The sequence below is a fragment of the Meiothermus sp. genome (assembly GCF_026004075.1).
GTDB lineage: Bacteria > Deinococcota > Deinococci > Deinococcales > Thermaceae > Meiothermus.
In genome coordinates this window covers 1321232-1336127 of record NZ_BPIK01000001.1, presented here as the reverse complement: position 1 = coordinate 1336127, position 14896 = coordinate 1321232, and the positions used below count along the sequence as shown (strand labels likewise).

The 14896-nt window shown below is 62.8% G+C and carries 18 protein-coding genes; 6 read left to right on the top strand and 12 right to left on the bottom strand.

Annotated features, from left to right (window positions below):
- Window positions 1–14: 14 nt before the first annotated feature.
- Complete coding sequence (locus Q0X18_RS06390; RefSeq protein ID WP_297559933.1) at window positions 15–464, top strand: hypothetical protein; 450 nt, start codon at window positions 15–17, stop codon at window positions 462–464.
- 25 nt (window positions 465–489) lie between these two features.
- Here Q0X18_RS06390 and glpX read toward each other — a convergent pair whose 3' ends face one another.
- The 7 genes from glpX to glmM all read right to left on the bottom strand — a co-directional run bounded on the left by glpX (window position 490) and on the right by glmM (window position 6607).
- Window positions 490–1458: a class II fructose-bisphosphatase gene (gene glpX / locus Q0X18_RS06385; protein ID WP_297563025.1), complete on the bottom strand. Its 969-nt coding sequence runs from the start codon at window positions 1456–1458 to the stop codon at window positions 490–492.
- A gap of 81 nt (window positions 1459–1539) precedes the next feature.
- Window positions 1540–2157 carry a bifunctional phosphoribosyl-AMP cyclohydrolase/phosphoribosyl-ATP diphosphatase HisIE gene (hisIE, locus tag Q0X18_RS06380; RefSeq protein WP_297559924.1) on the bottom strand — a complete coding sequence of 206 codons (618 nt, stop codon included), beginning with the start codon at window positions 2155–2157 and terminating at the stop codon, window positions 1540–1542.
- An 88-nt stretch (window positions 2158–2245) separates the two neighbouring features.
- Window positions 2246–3028 (bottom strand): imidazole glycerol phosphate synthase subunit HisF, encoded by a 783-nt coding sequence (gene hisF, locus Q0X18_RS06375; protein ID WP_297559921.1) that lies wholly within the window; start codon window positions 3026–3028, stop codon window positions 2246–2248.
- Window positions 3029–3217: 189 nt separating this feature from the next.
- The gene (locus Q0X18_RS06370) at window positions 3218–4453 is read right to left on the bottom strand and encodes an aspartate aminotransferase family protein (RefSeq protein ID WP_297559919.1); all 1236 of its coding nucleotides are present in this window, start codon (window positions 4451–4453) and stop codon (window positions 3218–3220) included.
- A gap of 78 nt (window positions 4454–4531) precedes the next feature.
- Window positions 4532–4852 (bottom strand): hypothetical protein, encoded by a 321-nt coding sequence (locus tag Q0X18_RS06365; protein WP_297559917.1) that lies wholly within the window; start codon window positions 4850–4852, stop codon window positions 4532–4534.
- A 35-nt stretch (window positions 4853–4887) separates the two neighbouring features.
- Window positions 4888–5295: a thioesterase family protein gene (locus Q0X18_RS06360; RefSeq protein ID WP_297559914.1), complete on the bottom strand. Its 408-nt coding sequence runs from the start codon at window positions 5293–5295 to the stop codon at window positions 4888–4890.
- Between the two features lies 1 nt (window position 5296).
- A complete protein-coding gene (gene glmM / locus Q0X18_RS06355; RefSeq protein ID WP_297559911.1) occupies window positions 5297–6607 on the bottom strand; it encodes a phosphoglucosamine mutase in 1311 nt (436 codons plus the stop codon).
- A gap of 77 nt (window positions 6608–6684) precedes the next feature.
- Between glmM and Q0X18_RS06350 the strand changes: the two genes are divergently transcribed.
- Window positions 6685–7161 (top strand): hypothetical protein, encoded by a 477-nt coding sequence (locus tag Q0X18_RS06350; RefSeq protein WP_297559908.1) that lies wholly within the window; start codon window positions 6685–6687, stop codon window positions 7159–7161.
- Here the strand turns inward: Q0X18_RS06350 and trmFO are convergent.
- Window positions 7136–8467, bottom strand: a complete 1332-nt coding sequence (trmFO, locus tag Q0X18_RS06345) for a methylenetetrahydrofolate--tRNA-(uracil(54)-C(5))-methyltransferase (FADH(2)-oxidizing) TrmFO (protein WP_297559906.1) — start codon at window positions 8465–8467, stop codon at window positions 7136–7138. The genes Q0X18_RS06350 and trmFO overlap by 26 nt on opposite strands.
- A gap of 117 nt (window positions 8468–8584) precedes the next feature.
- Here trmFO and Q0X18_RS06340 point away from each other — a divergent pair, with 117 nt between their 5' ends.
- Window positions 8585–9067 (top strand): SRPBCC family protein, encoded by a 483-nt coding sequence (locus Q0X18_RS06340; protein ID WP_297559905.1) that lies wholly within the window; start codon window positions 8585–8587, stop codon window positions 9065–9067.
- A gap of 146 nt (window positions 9068–9213) precedes the next feature.
- Here Q0X18_RS06340 and Q0X18_RS06335 read toward each other — a convergent pair whose 3' ends face one another.
- Genes Q0X18_RS06335 through Q0X18_RS06325 form a run of 3 tightly spaced genes read right to left on the bottom strand, consistent with a single transcriptional unit; the run spans window position 9214 to window position 10832 of the window.
- Complete coding sequence (locus Q0X18_RS06335) at window positions 9214–9774, bottom strand: CPBP family intramembrane glutamic endopeptidase (protein ID WP_297559904.1); 561 nt, start codon at window positions 9772–9774, stop codon at window positions 9214–9216.
- Window positions 9775–9781: 7 nt separating this feature from the next.
- On the bottom strand, window positions 9782–10066 hold the full coding sequence (locus tag Q0X18_RS06330) for an Lrp/AsnC ligand binding domain-containing protein (protein ID WP_119340435.1): 285 nt from the start codon (window positions 10064–10066) through the stop codon (window positions 9782–9784).
- Between the two features lie 40 nt (window positions 10067–10106).
- Complete coding sequence (locus Q0X18_RS06325) at window positions 10107–10832, bottom strand: metallophosphoesterase (RefSeq protein WP_297559901.1); 726 nt, start codon at window positions 10830–10832, stop codon at window positions 10107–10109.
- Window positions 10833–10944: 112 nt separating this feature from the next.
- Between Q0X18_RS06325 and recX the strand changes: the two genes are divergently transcribed.
- The gene (recX, locus tag Q0X18_RS06320; protein ID WP_297559900.1) at window positions 10945–11400 is read left to right on the top strand and encodes a recombination regulator RecX; all 456 of its coding nucleotides are present in this window, start codon (window positions 10945–10947) and stop codon (window positions 11398–11400) included.
- Here the strand turns inward: recX and Q0X18_RS06315 are convergent.
- The gene (locus Q0X18_RS06315) at window positions 11397–12626 is read right to left on the bottom strand and encodes an aminopeptidase (RefSeq protein WP_297559899.1); all 1230 of its coding nucleotides are present in this window, start codon (window positions 12624–12626) and stop codon (window positions 11397–11399) included. The two genes, recX and Q0X18_RS06315, sit on opposite strands and share 4 nt — an antisense overlap.
- 259 nt (window positions 12627–12885) lie before the next feature.
- Here Q0X18_RS06315 and trpB point away from each other — a divergent pair, with 259 nt between their 5' ends.
- Window positions 12886–14106 carry a tryptophan synthase subunit beta gene (gene trpB, locus Q0X18_RS06310; RefSeq protein WP_297559897.1) on the top strand — a complete coding sequence of 407 codons (1221 nt, stop codon included), beginning with the start codon at window positions 12886–12888 and terminating at the stop codon, window positions 14104–14106.
- Window positions 14103–14894 carry a tryptophan synthase subunit alpha gene (gene trpA / locus Q0X18_RS06305; RefSeq protein WP_297559894.1) on the top strand — a complete coding sequence of 264 codons (792 nt, stop codon included), beginning with the start codon at window positions 14103–14105 and terminating at the stop codon, window positions 14892–14894. Before trpB ends, trpA begins: the two co-directional genes overlap by 4 nt.
- Window positions 14895–14896: the final 2 nt, after the last annotated feature.

Sequence of the window (14896 nt, the reverse complement as noted above, 5' to 3'; positions counted from 1 at the left end):
GTGCGGAGGTTCATATGCGCAAGTGGCTCGTCTTGTTGACTTTGTTGCTAGGCTCGGCTGTAGCCCAGAGTGTGCAGGTGACAGCGGGAAGCCCATTTGGGGTTAACGCTGGTGTGCGCTTTCCACTAGTTCCCTTACTGCTGGATGGACGGGTGTATGGCGGGGCTAACTTTTTTACTGGCGGCCCGGCCTCGCTGGGGGGTGGAGCGGATGTGCTGGTATCGGTACCCCTAACCGATCTGTATGCAGGGGCTGGGCTGTTTTACGCGTCCGGGACTACTGTTTCGCTGATTTCACAAGGCTCTACTAGCGGAGGCCTGGGGGCTAGGGGCGTCATTGGAACCTATCTAAACGTAGGCCTGCCACTCGTTGGTATTTTTGTAGAAGTGCATCCTATGCTGTTTTTTAGTGGCTCGAGCACTTTTGGTCTGGGTGGTGCAATAGGCGTCAACATCGGCTTCTAGCAGGCCACCGGCCCGACCGAAAATCCTATACCCGGATATTGACCCGTGCACCGCTTTCAAATAGGTGGATGGTGTCGATAAAGCGCACGACTTTGGTCTGATAACCCATAACAATGGAGTGCGTGCGGGCCCCACCACCAAAGTAGCGCACGCCCTCGAGCAATTCGCCGTGGGTAATGCCGGTAGCGGAAAATACTATCTGTCTTCCGGGCGCGAGGTCGTTGGTGCGATAAATTTTCTTTTCGTCTACCCCCATTGACCTGAGCCGCTCGAGCTCAGCTTCGTTGCTGGGCAAGAAGCGCCCTTGAATCTCACCCCCCATGCACTTTAAAGCAGCGGCGGCCAATACACCCTCGGGTGCTCCTCCACTGCCCATCATGACGTGCACGCCTGTTCCACGGACGGCTACCGAGACCGCAGCCACCACGTCGCCATCGGTAATCAGCTTGACCCTGGCCCCAGCCTCCCGCACTTCACGGATGAGCTGTTCGTGCCGGGGTCGATCCAGGATTACCACTACCAGGTCTTCTACCTTGCGCTGGAGCGAGTCGGCGACGATGCGGAGGTTGGCCTCTACCGGAAAATCCAGGCTCACCTTGCCGGCGGCTGGGGGGCCAACTACCAGTTTTTGCATGTACATATCGGGCGCGCCCACCAAGCCCCCTTTTTCGCTAATTGCGATAACCGTAATGGCATTGGGGAGGCCTTTGGCTGTAATGTTGGTGCCTTCCACCGGATCAACCGCGATATCCACCTCGGGCCCCCCCCGGCCAAGAATCTCTCCAATGTAGAGCATGGGAGCCTCGTCCATCTCGCCTTCGCCAATGACCACCCGACCCACGATGGGTAGCTCCGATAGCACCCTTCGCATGGCCTCGGTTCCGGCTTCGTCCACTTCGTCTTTTTTGCCCATACCGGCCAGGCGGCTGGCTGCCAGCGCTGCTTGTTCGGTGACGCGGGCAACCTCGAGCACCAGCAGCCGCTCTATGTCCATATCGCTGTCGAATTGCATGCCTAAAGCATACCAAGTGTGGCTTGAATGCGAACCTTGGTAGCATTTCCAAATTTTTTGCCTTTAGGATCTGTGTCGTTCCCAGAGGGTACGGGCCAGGTCGGCGGGTGTAACCCCCTGCTCGGCCAGCACGAACAGCAAGTGGAAAAGGAGGTCTGAGGCTTCCCAGGCCAGCTCATCTGAGCTCTGGTTTTTGGCAGAGATAATCACCTCGCCGGCTTCCTCACCAATCTTCTTGAGTATGCGATCCAGGCCAGCCTGGTGCATTTTGGCTACGTAAGAGCCTTCGGGGAGGTTATCTATTCGTTGTTGGATGGTTTGATACACCCTCTCCAGCACCTCGCCCAAGGGGGGGGTGTGAGCAGAGGTTAGGGCATGATGAAAGCAGCTCTCGGCCCCGGTGTGGCAAGCCGGGCCCCGCGGGATAACCTTGTACAAAACTGCATCCTGATCGCAGTCGAGCACGACCTCTACCACCTGCTGGGTATGCCCTGAGGTAAGACCTTTGACCCATAGCTCGTTCCGACTGCGGCTCCAGAAGGTGCTTTGGCGGGTTTGCAGGGTTTGCTCGAGGGCCTCGAGGTTGGCGTAGGCAAGCGTGAGCACCTTCCCCGTGCGTGCGTCCTGCACGATAACCGGAACCAGGCCATTGGCATCAAATCGTACTCTGGTGAGATCCATATGTTACCCACGGCCTATTCTGGACAGTCGTACTCCTTATTGCAACAAGACCAGGCGCGGTGCGCAGGCTTAGCTTAGGTTCGATTCTCTAAACGTTTACCATAGCCATGGGGGGCTCAATACGCACAGGAATACCCTTAGTGGCTAGATAGGCTTTGAGTTCTGGGATGGCAATTTCGCCGAAATGAAAGACGCTGGCGGCCAGGGCCGCATCGGCAACGCCTGCGCCCAGCACTTCGGAAAAGTGCTCTTTGCTTCCAGCACCCCCGGAGGCAATCACGGGAATTCCCACCACCTGCGACACGGCTCTGTAAAGTGTCACATCGAAGCCGGCTTTGGTTCCGTCGGCGTCCATGCTGGTGAGGAGAATTTCTCCAGCGCCCAGCCTTGCGCCCTCCTCGGCCCAGCGGAGCACATCCAGCCCTGTGGGGATGCGGCCTCCAGCTACATACACCTCCCAGGAGGCCCCGTTCCACCTGGCGTCAATGGCCAGTACCACAGCCTGATTGCCAAAGTGATCGGAGAGTTCCCGGATTAGCTCAGGACGTTTGACGGCCGCCGAGTTGACCGAGACCTTGTCGGCTCCGGCCAGCAGCAGGGCTCGAGCGTCCTCGAGGCTTCGCACACCCCCGCCCACCGTGAAGGGAATAAATACCTGCTCGGCTACCTGAGTAGCAATTTCAAGCATAATACTGCGCTCTTCGTGGGTAGCTGTGATGTCCAGAAACACCAGCTCATCGGCCCCGGCCAGGTTGTACGCTTTAGCGGCCTCTACTGGATCGCCAGCGTCGCGTAGATTCACAAAGTTAATACCCTTGACCACCCGCCCGTTGTGGACATCGAGGCAAGGAATTATGCGTTTGGCCAACACAGTACGATTGTCAGAGATGACCGCTCAAAGCGCAAGGGCACAGGGCCAAACCGAGCTTCATAGGGCAAGGTGCATTTGATTCAAATAGACCGGCGTCATGCCAGATAGGCTGGCTCGCCACCAATCAACTACAAACCAACCGACGCCGGTTTCTTCCGAAGCCCAACCAGCTTGGTATGCTCACCCAGGCTACAGCACACCCTCGAAGGCCAGCTGGGTAGCTTTTAAAGCCCCGTCCAGGGCCTCGAGGCACTCGTCAATGTGTGTCTTCTCCACAATCAGGGGGGGCTCCAGGCGCACCACCTTGGGGTTGTTGAGGCCAAAGGCGGTCAGCACACCGCGCGTCGCCAGCTCGGCCACCACCACCGCCCCGATGTCGGCGTCCGTGAACTCGAGGCCCACCAGCAGACCCCGGCCCCGCACCTCCTGGATGAACTCGGGGTAGGCTTGTTGCAGCCCGGCCAGTTGCCCCATCAAGTACTGGCCCATCTCGAGGGCCCGGGCGGGCATATCCTCTTCCAGCGTGACTTCGATGGCCGCCAGCGCCGCCGCTGCGGCCAGTGGGTTGCCCCCAAAGGTGGTGGAGTGAATCAGGGGCTCGGTTTTGTAGATGCTCAGGATTTCCGGACGGCAGATGGTGGCCGAGATGGGCATCACCCCACCCCCTAAGGCCTTGGCGCTCACCAGGATATCGGGGTCTACCTCTTCCCAGTCCACCGCCCAGAGCCTGCCAGTGCGGCCCAGGCCGGTCTGCACCTCGTCGGCGATCATCAGCACGCCCTTCTCGCGGGTGATGCGCCGCACCTCCCGCAGATACCCCTCGGGCGGCACCCGGATGCCCCCCTCGCCCTGGATGGGCTCCACGATCACCGCGGCGGTGTCGGGGCCAATGGCCGCTTCAATGGCCTGGGCATCGCCATAGGGCACCACCGTCACCCCCGGCACCAGGGGCCGTGCGGGAAGCTGGTAGTGCTCGCGCGGTGTAACCGACAGGGCTCCCAGGGTTTTTCCGTGGTAGCCCCCCTGGGTGGTGATAAAGCCAGGCTTGCCCGTGTAGAAGCGGGCAAATTTGAGGGCTGCCTCCACCCCTTCGGTGCCCGAGTTGCCAAAATAGACCATCGAAAGCTCGCCGGGGGTAATCTCGGCCAGGCGGGCGGCCAGCCTGGTGGTGGGCTCGGAAACCATCACCCGCACCGACATGGGCATTTTGTCGAGCTGGGCCTTGACCGCAGCCACCACCTTGGGGTGCCGGTGGCCCAGGGATAGGGTTCCATACAGGCCCAAAAAGTCCAGGTAGCGCTTACCTTCGGTGTCCCAGACGTACACGCCTTCGGCGTGGGACTCCACCTTGTCCAGTCCGGTGAAGCGCAGCAGCCCGGCCAGACCGGGGTTGATGTGACGCTCAAACTGTTCGAAAAGGGTCATGGTCGGCCCTAAGTTTATCACGCCGCTGGGCGCTGCTTGCTTGCTGTGTAGCGATACAACACCAACCTCGCTAAACCTTCAGGCGTGTTTTTTGCCTCTGGGCTTCTTGGTGGGCTTGGATGATTTTTCTTCCTCGTCCAGCAGCACCACCGAGCCTCCGGGTAGCCGGCGCTCGCGCCGGATGGCCTCGTAGACAAGCTGCTCGTCCTCGGTGAGCTCAAACTCGAGGCCCCGTTGCTCGATGATGTAGTTTGCCGGTAGGTAGTTCCAGGGGCCGCCAATCCGCTCGGGTAAACGCCCGTGTACCTTCAGGTAGTCGGCGGCGCCCAGCAGGGTGTAGACGGCCGCTGTCAGACGCAAGGCCCGCTCGCTGATTTTCTCTAGCCGTGCTTCGCCCATGACCCCATGTTAAGGCCGATTGGGTCAGCTCTTGTTCAGTCCAGCGGAAGCAGGTGCTTATGTAAAGGCTCTGCGACAGAAGCAGGGATTCGCACCGCCTTGCCCCTGGTGTCCTGGCAAAGGTGGCGGGTGAAGCCTTCGGCCAGCAGGGTTTGGCCCTTCCAGACCCGGTAGCGGTACTGTAGCGTGCGCGAGGTGGCCTCGCTGAGCCAGGTTTCGATCTCGACCACGTCGCCGAACCGGGCCGGGCTGCGGTAAACTAGGCCAATTTCCACCACCGCAAAAGCCAGGCCCTGGGCTTCAATCTGGGTGTAGGGAAGCCCAATCTGGTTGAGCCACTCCACCCGCGCGGCCTCGAGCCAGACCACGTAGCTGCTGTGGTGCACCACCCCCATGGCGTCGGTCTCGGCGTAGCGGACGGTAATGGGCAGGCGTACCCTCATACTAGCTGGCGCTTCCCAGGCGCTCTACCAGCGCTACCAGTTCCGCAGAAACCGGCTCGATCAGTTCGGCGGGGCCTTCCACCATTACCCGCACCAGCGGCTCGGTGCCGGAGGGACGCACATTAACCCGCCCCAGGCCCGATAGCTTTTGCTCGGCCTCCTGGATGGCCTGGTGCAGCTCGGGCTGCTGCATGACCTTTTGCTTATCGGAGACCCGCACATTCTTCAGAATCTGCGGGTACATGGGCAGGGCCTCGTACCACTCGGAAAGGTCGCGCCCGGACTCGCGCATGGCCTTCAGGGTCAGGATGGCCGTGAGCATGCCGTCGCCGGTGGGCGCATGGTCGAGGAAGAGCACGTGGCCGCTCTGCTCCCCGCCCAGGGTCAGGGCCGAGGCCTTGAGTTTCTCGTAGACGTAGCGGTCGCCCACCGCGGTGCGGTAGAAGTTGATGCCGGCCTCGCGCAGTTTGACCTCGAGGCCCATGTTGCTCATCAGAGTGCCCACCACCCCCGGCTCGCGCCGTACCAGGGCGTTCAGGTAGAGCACGTGGTCGCCGTGGAACTCGCGCCCCTGCCGGTCTACCAGGATGGCCCGGTCGCCGTCGCCGTCGAAGGCCACTCCCACGTCAAAGCCCATCTCCACCACCTGCTGGCGCAAAAACTCGGGGTGGGTCGAACCGCACCCTTTGTTGATGTTGCGCCCATCGGGGGTGTTGAACATTACGAACACCTCGGCCCCCAGCCGCTGAAAAAGCCGGTGAGCCAGGCGGAAAGTGGCGCCGTTGGCGGTATCGAGGGCCACCTTGAGCCCTTCCAGACTGCCCCCTTTGGACGATAGAAAGTCCAGGTACATCCGCTCAGCCTCGCGGAAGTCGGAGACCGTGCCGATGCCATCGGTTTTGAACTCGCGCTCCAGCAGGCCCTCAATCTCGCTTTCTGCCTCGTCGGGCAGCTTGTCGCCCGCGGCGCTAAAAAACTTGATGCCGTTGTCCTGGTAGGGGTTGTGGCTGGCGGAAATCATTATGCCGGCGGTGGCCCCCAGGGCCTTGGTCAGGTAGGCCACCCCAGGGGTGGGCAGCACCCCCAGGTGCTCGACCCGCACGCCCTGGGACATCAGGCCCGCGGCTAGGGCGGCCTCGAGCATGTCGCAGGACTGGCGGGTGTCCTTGCCCAGCAACACCACTGGCTTTTTTTGTGCGCTTTTGAAGTAAGCCCCCGCCGCCTGCCCCAGCTTGAGCACGAATTGTGGCGTCAGGGGTGGCTCGCCGGCCACGCCCCGCACCCCGTCGGTTCCAAAGTATCTACGCTCCATCTTGCACAGTTTATACCTACTCCGAAAGGTATCCGGTTCCCTTGTCGAAGGGCGCTCCATCTGTCAGCGTGGGGGCTATGAAAAAGCTTGTTGTTCTGGGGCTCCTGGGGAGCCTTTCGCTAGCACAAACCCAGGTGGGCTCCTCACCCTTTGTGGATGTGTCGCCCTGCCACTGGGCCAGGGCCGCCCTCGAGGCCATTGCCCGCCCCGACCCCAACCTGCGCCCCCAGCCTTCGGCCCTGCTGGCCGAGAACGCCCTGCGCCAGGTGTTCGAGGGCCTGAAGTGCAACGATCCGGTCTGGAGCCAGCGCTTCCTGCAGAACCCTTCGGTGGCATTTGGCCGTAGCGGGGTTCGGCTGGATGGGTTTAGCCTCGAGAACCTGCAAACCCGGCTGGCGGGCAACCAGGCCACCCTGCGCTTCAGCCTGCTGGTCGTGCTGGACGGCAGTCCGGTGCGGCGCAGCGGCGAGGCCCAGCTGGTGTTTGGCGAGCAGGGCTGGCAGGTGGTCTACGCCAGCCTGGCCGCCCTCAACCTGCCAGTATTTCCTCGCTAACCAGGCCCACCGACCGGGCCAGCCAGGCCCGAAACTCGGCCAGACCCCGGTGGAACATCCGGGCCCGTTTCTCGGACTTTTTGCCCTTGCCGCCTTCGGTGGGCACCAGCCCCCAGTTGGCGTTCATGGGCTGGAAGTTGTCGGGGTTGGCGCTGGCCAGGTACCGCACCAGGCCCCCCAGCATCGTCGCTTCGGGTGGAACCAGGGCTTCCTGACCCTGGGCCAGCCGAGCCGCGTTGAGGCCGGCCAGAAAGCCGGTGGCTGCGGACTCGAGGTAACCCTCCACCCCACACAACACCCCACTTACCAGCAGATTCGGGTACGCCCGGAACTGCAGGGTCGGTTCAATCAGCCGGGGGGCGCACAGGTAGGTGTTGCGGTGCATCACTCCGTAGCGCACGATCTCGGCGTTCTCCAGGCCCGGTATGCTCTGCACCACCAGCTTCTGGTCGCCCCACTTCAATCCGGTCTGGAAGCCCACCAGGCTCCACATCTGGCCGCGCCGATCCTCGGCCCGCAGCTGGACCACCGCGTAGGGCTCCTGGCCGGTTCGGGGGTCGGGCAGGCCCACCGGCTTCATGGGGCCAAAGCGCGGGGTGTCGAAGCCGCGGCGGGCAATTTCCTCGATAGGCATGCAACCCTCGAAGAACTCGAGCTTCTCCCATTCGTGGGGGGTGTGCTTGCGGGCCTGGCTCAGCACCTCGTAAAACCGGCGGTACTCTTCCTCGTTGAGGGGGCAGTTCAAATAGTCGGCGCTCTGGCCGTACCGCCCGGCCCGGTAGACCACCTCCATGTTGATGCTCTCGCCCAGCACCACCGGCGCGGCGGCATCGTAGAACCCCAGGAATTCATCGCCCAGCAGCGCGCGCAGGTGCTCCGAGAGAGCATCGGAGGTGAGCGGGCCGGTCGCCAGCACGGTAATGCCGTCCGGAGGAACCCTCGTCAGTTCTTCCCGCACCACCTCAATGTTCGGATGGGCCTCGAGCCGCCGGGTAATCTCCTGTGAAAACCCTTCCCGCTCCACCGCCAGCGCCCCGCCCGCCGGAACCCGGTTCCGGTCGGCAGTCTGCATGATCAGGGAGCCGGCAGCCCGCAGCTCGGCTTGCAGCAGACCTTTGGCGTTGGTCTCGCCTTCGCCCCCCAGGCTATTGGAGCAGACCAGCTCGGCAAAATGGCCGGTCTGATGGGCGGGGGTCATGCGCCGGGGTCGCATTTCGTACAGCCGAACCTGTGCGCCCAGGCGGGCCGCGGTAAAAGCCGCCTCGGCACCCGACAGACCAGCCCCAATAACATGCACCTTACTCATCCCTGTAGTGTAATCCAGGCTTCATCGCCCGTACATGGTTGTATGGCAATATGCACTTACACCAACCTGTATTCGTTCTTTTTCCGCCGTGCGCTCGTTTTGCAAAGGGAGGTAGCTATGCGGTTTAGGGAGGAACTGATTCTCAACATCCGGGCCCCACGGGAAGCAGTCTGGGCAGCGTTCCAGGACTTCTCGAGCTGGCCGAGCTGGGCCAAGGCCATCAAGGAGGTGAGCCGGGTGGGCACGGCCTGGCGCTTTCGGGCTAGAGGGCAGCCGCCGGTAGATCTGGTCTGGGTGGCCGAGGCCACCGAACGCCAAGCACCCGAGTTTCTAAAGTTTCAGAGTGTGCCGGGGGTGGCGCACAACCTCGAGCTCTCGGGCTGGCTGCGCCTGAGCGAAACCGAGGATGGGGGTACCCACATGGAGCTCCTGGTCGAAGGCCACCCCCACTACGACAGCCCCTTGCTGGACAAGGCCGCCGACTGGTACGCCTCGGTATTCGGCGAACCCAACAAGCTGCTCAAGGTGACCTTTGAGCAGTTCAAAGATCACCTGGAAAAAATGCACGGCCACCATGAGCTTTCGGTCTCCACGGCCTAAGGAGGTGCCCTCGGATTCGACTTTCTAATCAGCCTCGAGCTAAACAGCATTGCTGGCGAGGTCGGCGCGACTTCCAGAATGTGTTGGGGCTCGAGCTGACTGCGGGGCCTCCAATCGGATCCCAAACCTGGCCTACTGAGCCCGGGTTACGCATGATGCTCGTTTTCACCACGATCCAGCAGCTCATAAAAGCCCCTGGCGTTGTGGAGATAATGGGCTAGCATGCCGGGCAGCAGGCTTCCGGTGAGTAAGTAGGCCGAACCAAACATCAAGCCACCCAAAAAGATAAACAGTGGGTAGCTCCAGGCCCGCTGGTCGGGTACCGGGTGAAGAGCAGTAAATACCACTGCTTGCAGCAGTACTCCCGGCCAGCCGCCCAGCAAGGCGTTTTGCAAGGCCCCGCGGAAAAACACCTCTTCCCCCACGCCAGAGACCAATGCCAGCAGCAAGGCCTGATGATGGCTAATGCCCTGGGCGCGCATCAGTGTGCCAAGCTGGCCGTGCAGGGCTTCGGCAGCCTGAAAACTCTTGGGGAACAGCAGAGAGAACAGGCGCTCGAGCCCCATTAACCCAAAGAACAGCAGCAGAAAGGCCAGGCTATCGCGCAGGGGATCAGGGCTTTTGATGGCAGTATAGCCAGCTAGCTCCATCCAGACCAGGCCTACCAGCACCAGCCCAAGCTGCAAGAGCATGAAGAAGCGAAACATAAAATAGCTACAAACCTTCGCTGCCAATGTTGAAGCCCTGCTCGAGCAGCTTGCGCGAATAAGCCCGGAAAGCCAGCAGGGTCTGGGTGCGCTCGATGCCCTTTAGCTTCCGCAGCCCCAGGGTTACGATATCGTCGAGCTGCTCGAAGTCTTTGAAGCGTAAAATCGCCACCAGATCCCACTCACCCGTCACCGAGTACACCTCGGCCACCCCAGGAATCTCGGCTACGGCCTCGGCGGTTTCGGCGGTGGATTCGCGGCTGGTCTGGATCAGGACAAACGCGGTAATCATGCCTGGATGATACTCCAGATACCAGCGTCCGGCTTGGCGGTCAGGACGTGGGCTGGTAGGTGTGGGTTTGATGTGGGGTCTCCAGGATGAGCTGGGGCCTGAACCGTACCACATCGGCAGAAACAAAGTGTAGCGGGATGCCTTTCCAGTGCTTGGGCAGCTTTTCGGGGTCAGCGCCATGCAGGTGTCCATACACCACGCAAGTAGGCCGATACTGCTCAATCAACTCGGTAAAGCCAGTGGGGCCGCCAGTGGGGCCATAGGGGGGATAGTGCATAGCCAGAACCAGATACTCGTACTCGTGGCCCCGGATGGTTTTAAGCGAGAGGGCCAGGCGCTCTACCTCACGCTTGTAGATTTTTTCGTCTTCTGGGGTGAAGTTGTAGCTTCCGGGGGTATCCCAGCCGCGGCTTCCGGCAATAGCTAAATTCCCGATGATCAGCGAGTCGTGCTGCAGGGCATGCATGCGCGGGGGTAACACCTGCCGCAAGCGGCTAATGGAGGGCCACCAGTAATCGTGATTACCCCGCAACAGCACTTTGATGCCTGGAAGCTGGGCTAGATCGGCCAGGTCGAGCATGGCTTCGGGGAGCTTCATGGCCCAGGAGATGTCCCCGGCTACAATAACCAGGTCATCCTCGCCGACAACCTTGCGCCACTCTTCGAAAACAGCCTCAGGATGCCCGCTCCATTCCGGCCCGAAGATGCTCATCGGCTTGGGGAAGGCTTTGGACAGATGAATATCGGCGATGGCAAAGACGCGCATAAGGTGCCTGGGTAGCCATAAATGGCTCAGTCTAGTGTCTAGGGTTCGCGCCCGAGCGTCAAGTATGAATACTGCTCAAGACTCTCATTCTGCGTGGGGCATAATCGAATAGATGAAGCAAGAAAACCCCGATGAGCTGTTTGTGTATGCGCTACGGCTGCTGGGGGCCAGGGCTTACTCAGAGACGGCCCTGCGCCAAAAGCTATCCCGTAGAGCCCCGCTCGAAGTGGTGGAGGCAACCCTTGGCCGCCTCAAGCAACAGGGCTACCTCGACGACCATAGCTACGCCGAAGGTTATGTTCGTTTGTATTCAGGCAAGTGGGGCGCGGCCAAGCTGCGCCGGGCCCTCTGGGCTAAGGGTGTCTCGAGGGAGATTGTAGAAGAGGTGCTGGCTACACAGATGGCCCAGCAAGACCCAGTAGCAGAAGCCCTTGCCTTGCTGGAACGCTACCCAAGCCGCCACAGGGGTGAAAAGCCCCGTGCCATTCGTTTTTTGGCTAATCGGGGTTATGCCCTAGCCCACGCTTTGGCAGCCTGGGCGCGCTACCTCGAGCAAGCCAGCCCCTAAACCCACTCGCCCTTGCGCATCAGCGGCTCGGCCTGCCCCGAGGCGGTGATGCCGTCCACATCGACCTCGCCCGAGCCGATCATCCAGTCGATGTGAATGAGGCTGCGGTTGGCCCCTTTGGCCTCGAGCTCTTCCGGGCTGAGCTGGCTGCCGCCCTGGATGCACTCGCTGTAGGCCTGGCCCAGGGCGATGTGGCTGGCCGCGTTCTCGTCGAAGAGGGTGTTGTAAAACAGCAGGCCGCTTTGCGCGATGGGGGAGGAGTGCGGCACCAGGGCCACCTCGCCCAGGCTTTTGGCCCCTTCGTCGGTTTGCAGCACCCGGTTCAGCACGTCGGCCCCGCTTTTGGCGGTGGCCTCCACCACGCGGCCCTTTTCAAAGCGCACCTCGATGTCCTCGAGCAGGCTCCCCAGATACGAAAGCGGCTTGGTGCTGCGCACCACGCCCTCGATGCGGTCTTTGTGGGGCGCGGTGAACACTTCCTCGGTGGGGATGTTGGGATTGCAGACCACGCCGTTTTTGGCCTGAACGGCCCCACCGGCCCAGAGGTGATCGTCGGCCAGGCCTACCAGCAGGTCGGTGCCGGGGCCTTTGAAGTGCAGGGCGTGGTAGCGCTTCTGGTTCAGGTAGGCCACGCGCTCGGCCAGGCGCTGGTTGTGGGCTTTCCAGGTGGCGACGGGGTCGGGGGTATCGAGCCTCGAGGCCTTGAAAATGGCCTCCCATAACTTTCGAACGGCCTCTTGCTCGGGTAGCCCGGGAAACACCGCGCGGGCCCAGGCCGGCTGTGGGTAGGCCACAATGCTCCAGTTGATGTGGTGGGTGGTGATGAGCTCGAGCACCCGCCGGTAGGCCAGGGAGCGGGCCCGGTTGGCCCGGGCCACCTTCTCGGGAGGCTGGCCCCCCAGCAGGTTGGGGTCGCTGCCGGCGATGTGCAGGCGGGCTGCTCCAGCCTGAAAGGCCTCGGCCATGCCGTTGTAGAGCCACTGGGGCGCTTTGTCGAAGGAGGCCTCGGGGGCGTGCTGGAAGCGCAGCAGGTGGGCGGCCTCGTCGTCGTAGAGCACGCTGACCAGGGGGCTCCCGGCCTTGTAGGCGTACTCGGTGATTTTCCGCACCAGCGGTACGGCCTCGATGGGGGCGGTAATCAGTAGCTCCTGACCTTCCTGGAGGCCCAGCCCCACGTGCACGGCCACTTTGGCGAGTGAGTCGAGATAGTGTTCGTAAGGTTCCATTGCGCACCTACTCTAACACCCAGACCTGCTTGCAGAAAGCGCTCTTTGCAACCTTGACGGAAGCCCCTGGGCTTGCTACCCTTTGGGCAGATGCGACCCCGCACCCCCCGCAGCTACAAGTGGCACCACCAGCGCTGGTGGCGTCGCCCGGCCTGAGCGCGGCGGGCCTTTCCCACGCGTTTGGGCTTTCCTCGAGGTCACGACCTCGAGTTTTTGTTTATCCCCATCCGACCCAGCCCAAGTTTTTTGCGAGGAACCTATGCAGCTACCCAGTTATCCTTTACCCAACCCCAGGGGCCGCTACGGCGACTTCGGCGGGCGCTATGTGCCCGAGACCCTGATTCCGGCCCTGGAGGAGCTCACCGAGGCCTATCTGCACTACAAGCAAGACCCCGAGTTCCTGGCCGAGTACGACTACTACCTGCGCGAGTACGTGGGCCGGCCCAGCCCCCTCTACTTCGCCGAGAACCTGACCCGGCACCTGGGCGGGGCCAAGATCTACCTCAAGCGCGAAGACCTGAACCACACCGGGGCCCACAAGATCAACAACACCCTGGGCCAGGCCCTGCTGTGCAAGCGCATGGGCAAGAAGCGGGTAATCGCCGAGACCGGCGCCGGCCAGCACGGTGTCTCGGTGGCTACGGTGGCGGCCCTGATGGGCCTGGAGTGCGTGGTGTACCAGGGGGCCGAGGACGTGCGGCGGCAGGCCCTGAACGTCTTTCGCATGAGGCTCCTGGGGGCCGAGGTACGCCCCGTGGAGAGCGGCACCCGCACCCTCAAGGACGCCACCAACGAGGCCATCCGCGACTGGGTGACCAACGTGCGCGACAGCTTTTACATCATCGGCTCGGTGGTGGGGCCGCACCCCTACCCGGCCATGGCCCGCGACTTCCAGAGCGTGGTGGGCGAGGAAATTAAGGCCCAGCTCCTCGAGAAGGAGGGCCGCGAGAACCCGGATGTAATCCTGGCCTGCGTGGGCGGGGGCTCCAACGCCATTGGGGTGTTTGCACCCTTTGCCTACCAGGAGAACCGGCCCCGGCTGATTGGGGTGGAGGCCGCCGGCCACGGCAAAGCCTCGGGCCTGCACAGCCTGAGCATTGGGGCGGGCCGGAAGGGGGTGCTGCACGGGGCCAAGATGTACCTGCTCTACGACGACGACGGGCAGATTCTACCGGCCCACTCGGTCTCGGCGGGCCTCGATTACCCCGGTGTGGGCCCCGAGCACAGCTACTACGCCGAGCAGGGCCTGGCCGAGTACGTGGGTATCAGCGACGAGGAGGCCCTCGAGGGCTTCCAGCTTCTGTGCCGACTGGAAGGCATTATCCCGGCCCTGGAGTCGGCCCACGCCATCGCCTACGCGGCCAAGCTGGCCCCGGAGATGGAACCCGAGCAGGTCATGGTCATCAACCTCTCGGGCCGGGGCGACAAGGACGTGGTGGAGGTGATGCGGCTGATGGAGGCCGGGGGAGGTGCGGCATGACCACCCGCGAAGCCTTCGCCAGGGCCCGAGCCGAGGGGCGGGCGGCCCTGATTCCTTACGTGATGGCCGGCTACCCCAGCCGTGGGCGCGACCTGGAAATCGTGGAGCAGGTGCTGCCCTATGCCGACCTGCTCGAGGTGGGCCTGCCCTACTCCGACCCCCTGGGCGACGGGCCGGTGATCCAGCGGGCCTCCGAGCAAGCCCTGCGGCAGGGCCTGCGGGTGGACGAGGTGGCCGGGTTCGTGCGGGAAATCCGGGCCCTGACCGACAAGCCCCTCTTTCTGATGACCTACATCAACCCGGTTCTGGCGGTGGGCCCGGCGGCCTTCTTCCAGATGTTCAAGGAGGCCGGGGCCAGCGGCCTGATTCTGCCTGACCTGCCCCCCGACGAAGACCCAGAGCTGGTGTCGCTGGCCCAGCGGGCGGGCCTCGAGACCACCTTCCTGCTGGCCCCCACCTCCACCGACGCCCGCATCCAGGCCGTAACCCCCCACTGCACCGGCTTCGTCTACACCGTCTCGGTGGCCGGGGTGACCGGCGCGCGGGATCGGCTGCCGGAGGGCCTGCCCGAGCTGGTGCAGCGTATCAAGCGCTTTACCGACGCACCGGTGGCGATTGGCTTCGGCATCTCCAACCGGGCCACCGCCCAGCAAGCGGCCCAGGCCGCCGATGGGGCGGTGATCGCCAGCGCCCTGATCCGGGCGCTGGAGGAGGGGCGGGGGCTGGCGGAGGTCTTGAGCGAGGTGCGGGCGGGCCTGCAGGGTGCGGTCGGCCAGTTCATGGGCTAGAA